The sequence below is a fragment of the Acuticoccus kandeliae genome (genome assembly GCF_003073115.1).
The window spans coordinates 784,545-800,070 of sequence record NZ_QBBV01000001.1 but is presented as its reverse complement, the minus strand read 5'-3'; the positions used below and the strand labels follow the sequence as shown (position 1 = coordinate 800,070).

The 15,526-nt window shown below is 69.8% G+C and carries 13 protein-coding genes and 1 pseudogene; 4 read left to right on the top strand and 10 right to left on the bottom strand.

Going from position 1 to position 15,526, the window contains the following annotated elements:
- Nucleotides 1–92: 92 nt before the first annotated feature.
- Nucleotides 93–2,048 carry a penicillin-binding protein 1C gene (pbpC, locus tag DBV35_RS03670; protein ID WP_108658876.1) on the top strand — a complete coding sequence of 652 codons (1,956 nt, stop codon included), beginning with the start codon at nucleotides 93–95 and terminating at the stop codon, nucleotides 2,046–2,048.
- A 192-nt stretch (nucleotides 2,049–2,240) separates the two neighbouring features.
- Nucleotides 2,241–3,389 carry a calcium-binding protein gene (locus DBV35_RS30120; protein WP_157961564.1) on the top strand — a complete coding sequence of 383 codons (1,149 nt, stop codon included), beginning with the start codon at nucleotides 2,241–2,243 and terminating at the stop codon, nucleotides 3,387–3,389.
- Between the two features lie 72 nt (nucleotides 3,390–3,461).
- Here DBV35_RS30120 and DBV35_RS03660 read toward each other — a convergent pair whose 3' ends face one another.
- From DBV35_RS03660 to DBV35_RS03650, 3 genes are all read right to left on the bottom strand, one after another.
- Nucleotides 3,462–4,109 carry a LysE family translocator gene (locus tag DBV35_RS03660; protein ID WP_108658875.1) on the bottom strand — a complete coding sequence of 216 codons (648 nt, stop codon included), beginning with the start codon at nucleotides 4,107–4,109 and terminating at the stop codon, nucleotides 3,462–3,464.
- A gap of 27 nt (nucleotides 4,110–4,136) precedes the next feature.
- Nucleotides 4,137–4,838 (bottom strand): DUF1013 domain-containing protein, encoded by a 702-nt coding sequence (locus DBV35_RS03655; RefSeq protein ID WP_108658874.1) that lies wholly within the window; start codon nucleotides 4,836–4,838, stop codon nucleotides 4,137–4,139.
- 137 nt (nucleotides 4,839–4,975) lie between these two features.
- Complete coding sequence (locus tag DBV35_RS03650) at nucleotides 4,976–5,965, bottom strand: NAD(P)H-quinone oxidoreductase (protein WP_245943824.1); 990 nt, start codon at nucleotides 5,963–5,965, stop codon at nucleotides 4,976–4,978.
- A 59-nt stretch (nucleotides 5,966–6,024) separates the two neighbouring features.
- Here DBV35_RS03650 and DBV35_RS03645 point away from each other — a divergent pair, with 59 nt between their 5' ends.
- Entirely contained in the window at nucleotides 6,025–6,204 is a 180-nt protein-coding gene (locus DBV35_RS03645; protein WP_157961563.1) for a DUF1192 domain-containing protein, read from the top strand.
- 16 nt (nucleotides 6,205–6,220) lie between these two features.
- Here the strand turns inward: DBV35_RS03645 and rpmE are convergent, their stop codons facing one another.
- Complete coding sequence (gene rpmE / locus DBV35_RS03640) at nucleotides 6,221–6,445, bottom strand: 50S ribosomal protein L31 (RefSeq protein WP_108658872.1); 225 nt, start codon at nucleotides 6,443–6,445, stop codon at nucleotides 6,221–6,223.
- Between the two features lie 177 nt (nucleotides 6,446–6,622).
- On the opposite strand from rpmE, the pseudogene DBV35_RS03635 reads away from it, so the two are divergent.
- Nucleotides 6,623–8,365, top strand: a pseudogene (locus DBV35_RS03635) (ABC transporter transmembrane domain-containing protein); the annotation flags it as partial.
- A 491-nt stretch (nucleotides 8,366–8,856) separates the two neighbouring features.
- Here DBV35_RS03635 and DBV35_RS03625 read toward each other — a convergent pair.
- From DBV35_RS03625 to DBV35_RS03590, 6 genes are all read right to left on the bottom strand, one after another.
- Nucleotides 8,857–9,885 (bottom strand): peptidoglycan -binding protein, encoded by a 1,029-nt coding sequence (locus DBV35_RS03625; protein WP_108658869.1) that lies wholly within the window; start codon nucleotides 9,883–9,885, stop codon nucleotides 8,857–8,859.
- Between the two features lie 11 nt (nucleotides 9,886–9,896).
- Nucleotides 9,897–10,898, bottom strand: coding sequence for a flagellar motor protein MotA (locus tag DBV35_RS03620; RefSeq protein WP_108658868.1), 1,002 nt, complete (start codon nucleotides 10,896–10,898; stop codon nucleotides 9,897–9,899).
- A gap of 151 nt (nucleotides 10,899–11,049) precedes the next feature.
- Nucleotides 11,050–11,862, bottom strand: coding sequence for an inositol monophosphatase family protein (locus DBV35_RS03615; RefSeq protein ID WP_108658867.1), 813 nt, complete (start codon nucleotides 11,860–11,862; stop codon nucleotides 11,050–11,052).
- Between the two features lie 15 nt (nucleotides 11,863–11,877).
- Entirely contained in the window at nucleotides 11,878–12,441 is a 564-nt protein-coding gene (gene efp, locus DBV35_RS03610) for an elongation factor P (protein WP_108658866.1), read from the bottom strand.
- Nucleotides 12,442–12,640: 199 nt separating this feature from the next.
- Complete coding sequence (locus DBV35_RS03605; protein WP_157961562.1) at nucleotides 12,641–14,935, bottom strand: tetratricopeptide repeat protein; 2,295 nt, start codon at nucleotides 14,933–14,935, stop codon at nucleotides 12,641–12,643.
- The gene (locus DBV35_RS03590) at nucleotides 14,932–15,525 is read right to left on the bottom strand and encodes a thiamine phosphate synthase (protein WP_157961561.1); all 594 of its coding nucleotides are present in this window, start codon (nucleotides 15,523–15,525) and stop codon (nucleotides 14,932–14,934) included. Before DBV35_RS03590 ends, DBV35_RS03605 begins: the two co-directional genes overlap by 4 nt.
- Nucleotide 15,526 lies beyond the last annotated feature (1 nt).

The window sequence follows — 15,526 nt, the reverse complement described above, 5'->3', positions numbered from 1 at the left end:
ACTGGCGGGCCTTCGCTGCGAGCGGGGCCCTCCTCGCCATCCTCGCGGCGGCGATCGCGATCCCGGTTGCCGACGCACGCAATCCGCCCCCGATGGCGCCCGCCCCGCCGAGCACCGTCGTCCTCGACCGCAACGGCGCGCTCCTGCGCGCCTTCACCGACCAGAGCGGCCGCTGGCGCCTGCCGGTCACCCTCGCCGAAGTCGACCCCAACTTCATCGCCCTCCTCATCGCCTACGAGGACAAGCGCTTCCGCCACCATATCGGCGTCGACCCGCAGGCGGCCGGGCGCGCGCTCTTCCAGGGCGTGACGAGCGGGCGCATCGTCTCCGGCGCCTCCACCCTCACGATGCAGACCGTCCGCCTCCTCACCGAGCGGCGCGAGCGCACGCTCTTGCGCAAGGCCGAGGAGGCCGCGCGCGCGATCCAGCTCGAACGGCGCCTGTCGAAGGACGAGATCCTGCGGATCTACCTCAACAACGCCCCCTATGGCGGCAACATCGAGGGGATCCGCGCGGCGAGCCTCGCCTATTTCGGCCGCGAGCCCGCCCGCCTGACGCTCGCCCAGAGCGCGCTCCTCATCGCGCTGCCCCAATCGCCCGAGACGCGCCGCCCCGACCGCGACGCCGAGGCCGCCCGCATCGCCCGCGAGCGCGTCCTCGCGCGCCTTGCCGAGCGCGGCATCATCACCGCGCGCGACGCGGCCGAGGCCGAGCGCGAGCCGATCCCGACACGGCGGCGTCCGGTGCCGCGCCTTGCCCCCCACCTCGCGCGCCAGCTCGCGAACGCCGCGCCAGACCGCTCCGTCCACAACACGACGCTCGACCGCGACTGGCAGGCCTCGCTGGAGGCGCTCGCCTCCCAGCGCGTGGACCTCATCGGCCCGAAGGTCTCCGCCGCGATCCTCGTCGCCGACATCGACAATGGCGCGATCCGGGCGAGCGTCGGCGCGGCGAAATTCCTCGACGAGAACCGCGCCGGCTTCGTCGACATGGTGACGGCCGTCCGCTCGCCGGGCTCCACGCTGAAGCCCTTCATCTACGGGCTCGCGATCGAGGCCGGGCTCATCGCCCCGATGACCCTGCTAGAGGACACCCCCACCACCTTCGCCGGCTACGAGCCGGAGAATTTCGACACCACCTTCCGCGGCCTCGTCACCGCGACGGAGGCGCTGCGCCAGTCGCTGAACGTGCCGGCGATCGCGCTCCTCGACGCGATCGGCGCGGTCCGCCTCGCCGTGCGCCTGCAGACGGCCGGGGCGCGGGTGGACCTGCCGGTCGGATACGAGCCCTCGCTCGCGATCGGGCTCGGCGGGTTCGGCACCCGCCTCATCGACCTCGCCGCGCTCTACACCGCCCTCGCGCGCGACGGGCGGCCGGTGGCGCTGCGCGTCACCGACGATGCCATGCCCCGCCGGCCGGGCCGCCTCCTGGAGGAGCGCGCCGCCAAGGCCGTCTCGGCGATCCTGTCGGGGATGCTGCCGCCGCGAAACGCGCCACCCGGCGAAATCGCCTACAAGACGGGCACGTCCTACGGCAACCGCGACGCCTGGGCGATCGGCTACGACGCCAAGCACGTCGTCGCCGTCTGGGTCGGGCGGCCGGACGGGACGCCGATCGCCTCGCTCACCGGCTGGACCGACGCCGCGCCGATCCTCTTCGACGCCTTCGCGCGGATCGGGATCGAGCGGCGGTCCGCGCCGCCCCTCCCGGTCGCGACCGCCGATCTGCCGCCGCCGCTGCGCCAGTTCATGCCGCGCCGCACCGTCAGCGGCGGAGGCGGCTCGGCGCCGCGGCCACGCAACGCCCTCTCCATCGCCTTCCCGCCGGCGGACGCGCGCGTCTCGCTCTCGCGCGGGGACGGGAGCCGCGCCCCGCTCGTCGCCCGCGTTCTCGGCCTGCCGGTGGATGTGTGGCTTCTCGACGGGCGGCCGCAGTCGGTCCATCCGAACCGGCGCTCAGCGCAAATCGACGTGCCGCCTGGGGAACATACGCTTACCGTCGTCGCCGCGGACGGCAGCTCGGAGCGCGTGACCTTCAGCGTGGACTGACGATCCGAAGAGCGCCTCTCGGGTCGAGTGGGAAAAGCGTGCGTTAGCGCGCAAGCGTCGAATGTCAGCCCTTATCATTTCTAAATTTCTTACATTCCAAAGGGAACAAGACGATAATCACAACCATTCAACGGCCGTGGGACGGAGATCCGCACATGCGGACACTCCGTGGTTTTCAGAGAGGAACGTTCCATGGTCACGATTACAGACAGGATCACGACTCCCGTCGCGGTCCGCAACGAAGACGTGCTGGTCACTGAAACCGGACGCGTCCGCGTCGAATCGAGCAAGCCTGCAATCTTCGACGGCGTTGATTTTGACAGTGTTGAAATTCGCAATGACGGTTTCATCCGCGCAGCCGACGCGCCGGGCGTCCTTGCGCGCGCAGCCGATGGAACGACTGTCGACATCTATAATAGCGGCCGGATTTCTGGTGAATTCGGCGTCAAGACGGCTGTTCAACAGGGCGACGATCCGATCCGCCCGGGCTTCGACAGCATGCTGGTCAACAGCGGCCTGATCGTCGGCCGTGACGAAGCTGCCGTGTATTTGCAGGGCGCTGACGACACCGTCATCAACAATGGCCGCATCCACGGCAACGTCATCCTCGATCTCGAAGATGACGACGATGACAATGACGACATCGACGCGGCCGGCAACGACTTTTATCGCGGCAATGGCGACCTTGCCGGCACGCTCAACATGGGCGGCGGCAACGACCGTGTGGATCTCGCGGGCCTGATTACGCAGGACGTCTTCATGGGTTCGGGCGCCGACACGCTGATCGTGCGCGCGAACGGCCAGATCCTCGGCGAAGTGGACATGGGAATTGGGTCCGATGACGCCGACAAGATCATCAACAAGGGCGACATGCACGACGCCATCTTCTTCGGCGACGGCCCTGACAGCTACAAGGCCATCGGCGACGCGTTCTCCGGCACCGTGAACGGCGCCGGCGGCAACGACACGATGCGCGGCGGCAACGCCAACGACACCTTCTTCGGCGCCGGCGACGACGACGTCCTGATCGGCGACCGCGGCAACGACTTCCTGCAGGGCGGCGAAGGCAATGACGTGATCGTCGGCGGTATCGGCCGTGACACGATGACGGGCGGCGCCGACCGCGACCGCTTCGTCTTCGAGCGGGGCGACGGCCGCGACCTCGTCAGCGACTTCGACGTCACCGACAAGCTCGACCTGCGCGACTACGACCTCAACTACAACGCGGTCATGAATGCGACGACGACCTATTCGGACGCGACCGTGATCCGTCTCTTCGGCGACACGATCATCCTCGCCGGCTACACCGACGACCTCGTCCCGGACCAGTTCCTGTTCTAAGGACGACGCCAGGCGCGCTCCAGCGCCTCGGTTTAACGAAGAAGGCCGGCGGATCGCCGGCCTTCTTTGCGTTCAGCGGGCGCGCGAGGCCGCGAGCGCGGCGCCGAGCCCGATGAGGATGCCGCCCCCGATCCCCTCCAGCCACAGGATCGCCCTGTGCCTCATCCACCGCCAGGAGACGGTGGCGAGGAGAAGATAGGCGAGGAGAACCGGCAATTCGACGAGGATCGACACGACGCCGAGCACCGCAAGCTGCGTCGCGACCGCGCCGTCCGGCGTGACGAATTGGGGGAGAAGGGCGACGAAGAAGGCGAGGTTCTTGGGATTGGCCGCCTGTACGGCGATTCCCTTGCCCATCGCGCGGCGGAAGGAGATCGGCGCAACGGGCACCGGCCCGTCAGCGCCAGACGCCTGCGGACCGCGCACGAGACGGCGGATCAGCGGCCGCACCATCCCGATGCCGAGATAGACGAGGTAGGCCGCGCCCACCCACTTCACGATCGTGAAGAGCGTGGCGCTCGCCACGATGAGGGCTCCGACGCCGAGCGCGGAGAGGGCGAAATAGGCCGCGTTGGTCGCGAGCACGCCGCACACGCTGCCGAGCGCGGGCACGGGCCCGCTCCTGAGCGCCGTCGCGACGACGAGGAGCACCGCGGGCCCCGGCGTCAGCGACAGAACGAACTCCGTCGCGACGAACAGGAGAAGGGTCTCGCCGGTCACCGGAAGAGGTGGATCCGGCGAGGCCGATCAATCGTCATCGTCTTCCTCGTGGCGGGGCTGGCCCTTCTGCCACGGCGCGAGGCCGGAGAAGACGGCGTCGGGGTCGAAACGCTCACGCGAGGAGGCGCGATCGTCGTCCGCGCTGTGGTCGAGGCTTTCCTCGACGGACAGGAGCGCGTCCGGCTGCTCCAGCGGGAACGCCTGGACCGGCTGCGTCACGCCGGATTCACGGGCGGCGGTCTCCACCTCGCGGTCGAGGTCGATCTGCGAGCAGAGGCCGAGCGTCACCGGATCGAGCGGCTGAAGGTTGGCCGAGTTCCAGTGCGTCCGGTCGCGAATCGCGTGGATCGTCGTCTTCGTGGTGCCGACGAGCCGGATGATCGCCGATTCCTTCAGCTCCGGATGGTGGCGCAGGAGCCAGAGGATGGCGTTCGGCCGGTCCTGGCGCTTCGACACCGGCGTGTAGCGCGGCGCGCGGCGCTTCAGCTCCGGCACGATCGTCTTCGGCTTCGACAGCTTGAGGCGATAGGCCTTGTCGCCCTCGCCCCGCTTGATCTCGTCACGCGTGAGCTGGCCCGTCTGGATCGGGTCAGCGCCCTTGATGCCCTGCGCAGCATCACCATCGGCGATCGCCCCCACCTCGAGCGGGTGCAGGCGGCAGAAGGCGGCGATCTGTTCGAACGTGAGCGAGGTGTTGTCCACCAGCCAGACGGCGGTCGCCTTGGGCATCAATGGCGTATCGGGGTCAGCTTGCATGGAACCTCCTTGTGCTCTCCCGCCGTGAGAGGCAGGAGAACCCGGCAAGTTGCGGGATTTTTCGGGAACGAGGCAGATATAGGCCTCTGCGGGCGGCGGCGCAATTCGGCTCAGAGGGTGAGCACGATCTTTCCGATGTGCCCGCTTCCCTCCATCCGCCGATGCGCCTTCGCGGCCTCCTCGAACGGGAAGGTCTTGTCCATTACCGGACGGACCCGTCCCTCCTCGAGGAGCGGCCACACGCACGTCTCGAGCTGCTCGGCGATGGTCGCCTTGAAGGCGACGTCGCGCGGGCGGAGCGTCGAGCCGGTGTGCGTCAGCCGCTTGCGCATCAGCTTGGCGAAATTCGCCTCGGACGGGCCGTTCAGCGTCGCGATCTGGACGATGCGCCCTTCCTCGGCCGCCACGTTCCAGTTGCGCTCGACATAGTCCCCGCCGACCATGTCGAGGATCACGTCCATCCCGTCCGGGTTCGACTCCTTGAGGACGGAGACGAAGTCGTGCGTGTTGTAGTTGATCGCCCGGTCCGCGCCGAGATTTGTGCACGCCTTGCACTTGGCGTCGGACCCGGCCGTCGTGACGACGTTCGTGCCGAAGGCCTTGGCGAGCTGGATCGCGGTGGTGCCGATGCCGGACGAGCCGCCGTGCACCAGGAACCATTCGCCGGGCCGCAGCCGCGCCCGGTCGAAGACGTTGCTCCAGACCGTGAAGAAGGTCTCCGGCACCGCCGCCGCCTCGACGAGGGAGAGCCCGCCGGGGATCGGCAGCGCGTTGGTCTCGTCGACCGCGACATATTCGGCGTAGGCGCCGCCCGGGACGAGCGCCATCACCATGTCGCCGACCTTGTAGCGCGACGCCTCGCGGCCGACCGCGACCACCTCGCCCGCGCATTCGAGGCCGAGGATGGGCGTCACCCCCGGCGGCGGCGGATAGTGGCCGGCGCGCTGGATGCAGTCGGGCCGGTTGACGCCGGCCGCGGCCACTTCGATCAGAATTTCGGTCGGTCCCGGCGCCGGCGTCGGATGTTCCTCGATGGTCAGAACGTCCGGGCCGCCGGGTGCGCTGGCGATGATCGCCCGCATCATCGGCTCTATCGACATCTCTTCCCCCTCGAACTCTCTAGCGGGTCGCGTTACCTTTGGTCCCGATGGAGGTGACCATGGACGACGACGCCCCTGCTCCGAAAGCCCATTTTTTGGGAGACGATCTCAGCCGGATGTCGATCCGAGAGCTCGAAGCGCTGCGTGATGCGTGCCTCGCCGAGGCCGAGCGCATCACGAGCGAGATCAAGGACAAAGGCGACACGCGCGCCAAGGCGGAAAGCTTCTTCCGCCTTTGATCGAGGGTTCCGGGCGTCAGGCGCCCGGGATGCCCTTGAACTTGTTCTTGAAGCGCGAGATGCGGCCGCCGCGATCGAGCAGGGTCTGCTGACCGCCCGTCCAGGCCGGATGCGTGCGCGGGTCGATGTCGAGACGGATCGTGTCGCCCGCGGCACCGGCGCAGGAGCGGGTCAGATACTCCGACCCGTCCGTCATCACGATGGTCACCGGGTGATAGTCCGGGTGGATGTCCTTCTTCATGGCTCGTCCTTGGCGTCGAAAATGCGTACGAGACACCATCACGGGCAACCCGATGCCGCCGCGATGATATCCCGCACCGTGTGAGAAACCCGCTGCACGTAAACCCTCTGGGCCGTCTGCGCAAGTTGCCGACGCTGCCACATTGACTTTCGCGAACGAGAAGGGTTCTCAAACCCCATGCGATCTGGTCGAAACAGCGCGGCGTCCGCCGCGCAATCCACCGACGAGCCGAGCCGAGAACGCCGCGAGCGCGTGCGCCTGCGCCCGCTCGCCTTCCTGTGGCCCTACGCCATGCGTCACAAGGGCCGCCTCATCCTCGCGGGCCTCGCAATGCTGGCGGCGACGGGGGCGACCCTCGCCCTCCCCCTCGCCGTCCGCCGGATGATCGATTTCGGCTTTGTCGCCGACAATGCCGAATTCATCGACGCCTATTTCGGGATGCTGATTGTCGTCGCGGGCGCGCTCGCGATCGCCTCGGCCGCCCGCTACTATCTCGTGACGACGCTCGGCGAGCGGATCGTCGCGGACCTCCGGTCCGACGTCTTCGCCCGCGTCATGTCCCTTTCGCCGAGCTTCTTCGACCGGACGCTTTCGGGCGAGATCGTCTCGCGCCTCACCGGCGACACCACCCAGATCAAGGCCGCGATGGGGGCGAGCGCGTCGATCGCACTGCGCAACGCCCTCCTCTTCGTCGGCGCGATGACGATGATGGTGGTGACGAGCCCCAGCCTCTCGGCGGTGACGCTCGCGGCGATTCCCTTCCTGGTCCTCCCCCTCGTCGCCTTTGGCCGGCGCGTGCGCCGCCGCTCGCGCGCGGCGCAGGACACCCTCGCCACGATCTCGGCCTACGCGACCGAGGCGATCGGTTCGGTGCGCACGCTCCAGTCCTTCCTCGCCGAAGGGCGTGCGGTGGCCCGCTACCGCGACGGGGCGCTGGAATCCTACGAGATGGCGCGCAAGGCGACCGGGGCGCGCGCGATCCTCACCGCGATCGTCATCTTCATCGTCTTCACCGCGATCGTCGCCGTCCTGTGGCTCGGCGCGCAGCAGGTGCTGTCGGACACGCTGACGGGGGGCGCACTCGGCCAGTTCGTGCTCTACGCGGTGTTCGCGGCCGGGGCGCTCAGCGAATTGAGCCAGGTCTGGGGCGAGATCGCGCAGACCGCCGGCGCGGCCGAGCGCCTCTCCCTCCTCGCCCGCGAGGAGCCGGAGATCGCCTCGCCCGCGCGCCCGACGCCGCTGCCGGAGCCCTCGAAGGGCGAGCTCGCGTTCGAGGCGGTGTCCTTCGCCTATCCGGGCGATCTCTCCCGCCCGATCCTCAACGACGTGTCCTTCAGCGTCGCGCCGGGTGAGACGGTCGCCCTCGTCGGCCCGTCGGGGGCGGGCAAGAGCACCGTCTTCCAGCTCATCGGCCGCAATTATGACGTGACGAGCGGGCGGGTGGTCGTCGACGGGGTGGATGTGCGCGCGGCGGACCTCTCCGCGCTGCGGCGGCGCATCGCGGTCGTCCCGCAGGACACGACGATCCTCGCGACCTCGATCGCCGACAATATCCGCCTCGCGCGCCCGGAGGCGGACGAGGCGGCCGTCGTGGCCGCCGCAGAGGCCGCGCGCGTCGACGTGTTCGTGCGCGCCCTGCCGGACGGCTACGCGACTGTGGTGGGGGAACGGGGCATCACCCTCTCGGGCGGCCAGCGTCAGCGCATCGCGATCGCGCGCGCCATCCTGAAGGACGCACCGATCCTGCTCCTCGACGAGGCGACGTCGAGCCTCGACGCGGAGAGCGAGGCGCTCATCCAGGAGGCGCTGGAGCGGCTGATGGTGGGTCGCACGACGCTCGTCATCGCGCACCGCCTCGCGACGGTGGTGAGCGCCGGCCGGATCCTGGTGATGGACGGGGGACGGATCGTCGAGACGGGGACGCACGAGGAGCTGTCACGCCAGAGCGGCATCTATGGCCGCCTCGCCGCGCTCCAGTTCGGGGGGCCGGGACGGCCCGCGCCGGTCGCGGTCGACGCCGCGCAGTAGAAGGGGCGGCGTCGGCCGCCGCCCCGAAGTCTTCGTTCAGCCCTTGGACGGGAGCGGAACAATGTTCCGCGAGAAGAGCATGCGCACCGGTTCGCCTGTGCGGCGAATGCGCTGCACCCGCTGCAAGAGGATGCCCATCAGAAGCGCGATGTTCCCAAAGAAAAGGAACGCCGCCACGAGGGCGAGAGCGGCATAAAACGCAGAGTCGGAGACCATTTTCGGCGAGTCCTAACGGCGGCAGGCGCGCGAGATCTTGCTGCGCCCTGCCGGGAATGTCGTTTGCACCAACGGGTGATACACCGTGATTTAGGACAATCGCCGACCCGAGCAATCATCCTATTCTGCAAGGCTGGTGTGACGCTGGCGGGTGCCCGCCGCGTCGTTCACCGTTCCGTAATCTTTAGTTCGATGCGCCGGTTGCGCTCGTACGCCTCCGGCGTTTCGGCCGTGTCGAGGGGGCGGAACTCGCCGAAACCGGCCGCCACCAGCCGCTCGGGCAGAACGCCGCGGCTGATGAGATATTGCACGACGGAAATCGCGCGCGCGGCCGAGAGGTCCCAGTTGTCGCGGAAGCGCCCGCCACCCGCGAGCGGGCGGGAGTCGGTGTGGCCGTCGACGCGCAACACCCAGTCGATATCGTCCGGGATCTCCTCGGAGAGGGCGATCAGCTCGGTCGCGAGCTTGTCGAGTTCCTCGCGCCCTTCTGCGTTCAGCGCGTCGGAGCCGGTCGGGAACAGCACCTCCGACTGGAAGACGAAGCGGTCGCCGACGATCTCGATCCCCGACCGCTCGGCGAGGATCACGCGCAGGCGGCCGAAGAAGTCGGAGCGGAAGCGGTTGAGGATCTGGACGCGCTCGGCGAGCGCGACGTTCAGCCTGCGGCCGAGATCGGCGAGCTGGGTCGAGCTTTCCCGCCCGCGCGCCTCGGAGGCCTCCAGCGCCTCCTCCAGCGCGCCGATCTGGCGCCGCAGCGCCCGGAGCTGCTGGTTGAGGAGGGCGACGCGCGAGAGGGCGTCGGCGCCGACCTCGCGCTCGCTCGCGAGCTGGTCGCGCAGCGCGGTGACCTCCTGCGTCTGCCCGTCCCCGTTCTCCTGCTCGCGCGAGAGCTGGCCCTGGAGCTGGTTGCGCTGGTTCATCAGCGCGTCGAGGCTCGCGCTCATCGCGATCACCTCGTCGGCCTGCTCGCTGCTCCCGGCCCTCTCCAGCGCCAGAAGCTCGGAGAGCTCCGCGATCTGGGCGTTCAGCCGGGCGAGCGCCGTCTCGCGCCCCGACAGCTCCTGGCTGAGGAAGAACTGGGACAGCATGAAGAGCGAGAGCAGGAAGATGATGACGAGAAGCAGCGTCGCCATCGCGTCGACGAAGCCGGGCCAGTAGTCGGCACGGATCTCGCGGCGTCTGGATACAAGCGGCATGGGTCAGACCCTCAGGCGCGCTCGTCCTGCTCGAGCGCGTTGTTGAGACGCACCAGGAGCTCTTCGATCCGCTCGTTCTGCGCGCCCTGCGCCTCGGCCCAGTCGATGAGGACCTTGTGCTCGCGCCGCACGTTCTTGACGATCGCCTGGATGCCCTCCGCGAGCGTCGCGAGGGCCTTCGCGGTCTGCCGGTCCCCGCCCCCGCCGAGCCCGGACTGGCTCGCCACGAGCTCGGTCAGCCGGTCCACCGCGCGCTGGAGGTCGATCGCCGCCTGCGCCGCGCCCGCCACCTCCAGATCGTCCACGATGTCGGTGAGCGTCGAGAGCCAGTCTTCCAGCTCGGTGTAGAAGCGGTTCTGCGCCTGCCCCGCCTGGAGGTCGAGGAAGCCTACGATCAGCGAGCCGGTGAGGCCGAAGAGCGAGGACGAGAAGGCCGTGCCCATGCCGACGAGCGGCGCCTGGAGCCCGGCCTTGAGGTCCTGGAAGATCACCGCCGAGTCGCCGGAAGTGACGTCGAGCGAGTTGATGGTGGCGCCCACCGACGAGATCGTCTGGAGGAGGCCGTAGAAGGTGCCGAGGAGGCCGAGGAAGACGAGAAGGCCGATGAGATAGCGCAGGATGTCGCGCTGCTCGTCGAGCCTTGTGCCGACCGTGTCGAGGATGGTGCGCATCGTGACGGCGCTCATCACCGTCGATTCCACCCCGTCGCGCAGCAGCGTCGCCATCGGGGCGAGGAGGATGGGCTGGCGCCGCTGCGTTTCCGCGCCGATGCGGAAGCGGTTCACCCACGCCACCTCGCGGAAAAGGCGCACCACCATGATCACGGCGAGCAGGATGCCGAACACGCCGACCGCGATGATGAGCCCGTTGAGGATCGGGTTCGCCATGAAGGCGGTCATCACGGTGGAGAATTGGATGAAGATGAGGAACGCGACGAGGATCACGAACAGGATCATCCGCCACAGGTAGACCTGCGGGGTGCTCAGTCGGTAGGGATCCTTTTTACGGGCCATATTCTCACATGTAGCCGAAGTTCGTTACAGGAGAAACGCCATTGCATGGCGACGCGAAGACAAACAGTTTCGCGCCGCCTCAGTCTAAGCACGCCAAGCTGAACAGGCGCTTAGCGAATTCGGTCCGAATGCATTGAGCCGATCGGCCGCCTCACGAGGCGATCGGACGCCCCTCCTTGGCCGCGCGCAGCGTCTTGAGGAGCGCGCGGTGGACGGTTTCGTTGCCCGCCACGATCGAACCGGTGGTGAGCGCCTCGCCCTTGCCGTCCCCGTCGGAGACGAAGCCGCCCGCCTCGCGCACGAGGACCATGCCCGCCGCGATGTCCCACGGCTTCAGGCTGTGCTCCCAGTAGCCGTCATAACGGCCGGCGGCGACCCAGGCGAGGTCGAGCGCGGCCGAACCGGCGCGGCGGATGCCCGCGACGCGGCTCATCAGCGGCTGCAATTCGGACAGCGTCTGCACCTGGTTGCCGTGGCCGAGGAACGGAAGACCCGTCGCGACCAGCGTGTCGGCAAGGTCCGTGCGCGCCGCGACGCGGATGCGGCGGTCGTTCAGGAACGCGCCGCCGCCGCGCTCTGCGACGAACAATTCACTCATCACCGGGTTGTAGATGACGCCGGCGACGAGCTCGCCCTGCCGCTCCAGCGCGATCGACACGCAGAAGATCGGCACGCCGTGCAGGAAGTTCGTCGTCCCGTCGAGCGGGTCGACGATCCAGCGGTGCTGGCTGTCATCCCCCGGCGTCTCGCCCGATTCCTCCATGAGGAAGCCGTAGCCGGGGCGGGCCTTGGAGAGCTCGCGATAGACGATCTCCTCGGCGCGCATGTCGGCCTTGGAGACGAAATCGGCCGGCCCCTTGCGGGAGACCTGCAGATTCTCGATCTCGCCGAAATCGCGCGCGAGGCTGCGCCCCGCCTTCTCGGCGGCGGCGACCATCACGTTGAGGAGGGCCGAACGGGCCATGATCGCGCCTCCCGATCAGTCGGCGCGGCGGACGTAGGCCACTTCTTCGGTGTCGACGATGATCCGCTCGCCGGCCTCGATGAAGGGCGGCACCATCACCTTCACGCCGTTCTCGAGCACGGCGGGCTTGTAGGAGGAGGAGGCGGTCTGCCCCTTCACCACGGCGTCGGCCTCGGTGATCTCGAGCGTGACGTGCTGCGGGAGGGAGATGCCGATCGGCTTCTCCTCATACATTTCCACGGTGACCATCATGCCGTCCTGGAGGAAGGCGGCGCGGTCGCCGACGAAATCCTTCGCAAGCTCGAGCTGCTCGTAGGACGAGGTGTCCATGAAGACGAGGTTGTCGCCCTGCTCGTAGAGGAACTGGAAGTCCTTCTGCTCGAGCCGCACGCGCTCGACGCTGTCGGCGGAGCGGAAGCGCTCGTTGAGCTTGCGCCCGTCGAGGAGGTTCTTCAGCTCCACCTGCGCGAACGCGCCGCCCTTGCCGGGCTTCACGTGCTGCACCTTCACCGCGGCCCAAAGAGTGCCTTGGTGCTCCAGCACGTTGCCGGGACGAATTTCGTTGCCGTTGATTTTCATGGCCGAGCTCTAGGGATCGAAGTGAAAGAATGGACCGGACAGCGTGCGCCGGACGCGCGCCAGGCGAGGTTTCCGCGCTGGAAACCACAGGCTGCGACCAATCGCAAGCGCGACGCGGCGCCGGTCGGGATCTGCGCTATGTCGTCGATCCGGCGCGATTTGCCAACCCCCGCCGCGCGCGGGAGGCCGGACGGGCCGTTCAGCCGCCCGCGAAGAGGCGCGCCCGGCGCTGCGCCTCGTCGACGATGTCGGGGTCTGCGGTGCCCATGAAACCGTCGAGGAAAAGGTCGGAGATGCCGGCCTGCCGGGCGAGGAGGTGCCACTTGATCGCCTCCACCGCGTCGGGCGGCGCGCCGCGCCCGTTCGCGAGGATGCGGGCGAAGCGGTTCATAGCGACGGGGTTGCCCTGGCGCGCGGCACGGCCGAAATATCGCGCCGCCGTCGGCTCGTCCGCCGCAACGCCGACGCCGTTGAAGACGCGCAGCGCATAGTCGAGCATCGCCGACTTGTCGCCACCGGCGGCCGCGCGGCCGTACCAGTGGGTGGCGGCCGCCTCGTCGGGGAGGGTCCCCTGCCCTTCCTCGTACATCACGGCGAGGGCGAACTGGGCCGAAACGTCGCCCGCCTCCGCCGCCTGCTTCATGTAGCGGAAGGCGGCCTCGGGGTCCGCCTCCGTCCCCTCCCCCTTCAGGTAGATGAGGGAGAGGCTGTGCGCGGCGGCGGCGTTGCCGCCCGCGGCGGCGCTGCGGAATTCCTCCATCGCGCGCTCCGGATTGCGCGGCAGGCCGCGCCCGATGAGGAGCATCGCCGCGAGCCGGTTCTGCGCGGCGGCGTTGCCCGCATCGGCCGCGATCGCGTACCAGCCGGCCGCTTTCGCGAGGTCCTGGTCGACACCGCGCGCCTCCTCGTAGAGGCGGCCGATGAGGGCGGCGGCGTTCGGGTCGTCGTTGGCGGCGGCCCGCAGCGCCACCTGGAAGGCGGTGCGGTAGAGGCCGCGCTGGTAGGCGCCGAAGGCATAGTCGGCGAGGGTCAGCGGGTGGGCCGCGCCCGCCGCCGCGAGCATCTCCTGGGGGATCGAGACGTCGGGAAGCACGCCGGCATCGTGGCCGATGAACTCCTCGGGGATCGAGAGCGCGTCGGTCGCGGAGGCGCGGTCGCCGGTGTGGGCGCTCGACACCACGACGCCGGGCGCCTCCTGCTGCGGCAGGCGCATCGGACGCGCGAGCGGCATCGGCAGATAGCGCCGCCGCGGCCGCTCCTGCTCAAGGAAAAGCTCGGCGACGCCCGGCGTGCGGCGCATCAGCGATTCGGGGAGCACGGGCGTCGTGGGGGCGGCGACGGTGTCCTGGCTTTCGCCCTCGGGGGCGGGCGCGTCGTCGGGCGGGGTCGAGGCGGTGTGCGCGGGACGCGGCTCGGGCTCCGGCGCGACGGTTCCCTGCGGCGCGGCGAGCGCCTCGGGCGTCTCGCTGGCGGACGGGAGGTTCACGGTCTCGACCGGGGTGTCGGCCCCTGCGGCGGGCGCGGCGTCGATATCCGCGCCGGACGCGGTGCCGGTGGCCTCCGTCGGCACGGACGGGGCGTCCTCGCGCACGGTCTCGGCCGGCGTGGGCACGGCCTCCGTGCCCTCCCCCGTGGCGGCGCCGGTCTCGTCGGCGGGCCGGTCCGGGGTGACGGTCACGGTCTCGACCCTGCGCGGGGCGTCGTCCTGCGGCACGGGCGCGGGCGCCTCGGCCTCCGTCGTCTCAGGGGTGGCGGGTCCGGCGGGCGCCTCCTCCTCGGCGAGCGTTTCGCCGGTGGTCGGCGCGGGCGTGGCGGTCTCGGCCTCGGTGTCGGCCGGGTCGACGGCCTCGGGCTCGGCCACCGTCTCCACCGCGGACGCCTCGGTCTCGGCGGGGGCGGCCGGCTCGGGCTCGGCCGCGATCTGCGGTGCGGGCGCGGGCGCCTCGGGCTCGGCGGCGAGTTCGGGCGCATCCGGCTGACCCGCGTCGGGCTCGACGGTCGCCTCGGCGGCGGGTCGTTCGGCTGGCTCCAGGATCCGCTCCGGGGCCACGGCCTCGGAGGTGACGTCGCGCACCGGGGCGGGCGCCTCGACGGTGGCCGGGGCCTCGGCCTCGGCGGTCGCAGCGGCCTCCGCCTCGCGGCGGGCCTGCTCGGCGAGTTCGGCGATGGGGTCGGGCCGGGTCTCAGCCTCCGCCTCGCCCGTCACGGCCGGGGCGTCCGTCGCGGCGGCGGCGTCGGTCGCGGGGGTCTCGCCCGTCTGCGGCGCGGGGGTGGCCGCATCGGTCTCGGCCGGCGCGGCGTCGGGCTCGAACGGCGTGTCGGCCGTTTCGGCTGCGGGAATGGCGGGGTCGGGGGCGTCGATCGGCGGGAGGGCGTCCGACGGCGTGGGCGCGGGCGCGGCCTCGGCGGGTGCGTCCGCCGTCTGCGCATAGGCGCACTGGGCCGCCGCAACCCCGATCGCGGCGGACAGGAAGACCGCCCCGAGCCGGATCACGACGCGGTGACGCCCTGGTCGAGGAGACCGTTGATCCGCGCGACCCATTCGCCAGGGTCGTCGGCACTCGAGAACACATTCACGGCGATGAACTCCACCCTCGTCGCGATCATAAACTCGATCGCCGCCGCATCACAGGGGCCCGCCGCGACAGCCGGCACCTCGAACAGCGCCTGCCACCAGATCGCGAGCTCCAGCGCGTCCTCATCGAGACGCTGGAGATCACCAAACCACAAATAGTCGGCGCCGGTCTCGCCGAGACTCATCGCATCGTGGCGTGAATTCGTCGCTGCGCCGATCGTCGCCCCCTCGGGACGCGAGCCGACGGCGGCAACGCACGCCTTGAAGTCGCCGTGGACGTGGACGCCGTCGGCGCCATAGGCGAGCGGCCAGGGCGACGCACCGCCCGTGGCGAGTTCATAATCGAGGAGCGCCGCGGCGCCCTCCTGCTGCGCCGTCGCGATGAGCGCGCGCAAGTGAGCCGCGCCGGTCGGCAGGACCAGCGCGGCGACATCGCCGCCCGACAGCGCCGCCCGGAGGCGGTCGCTGGTGAGATCGGGCGGCGCGACGAGGATGAGACGGGGTCGCAAG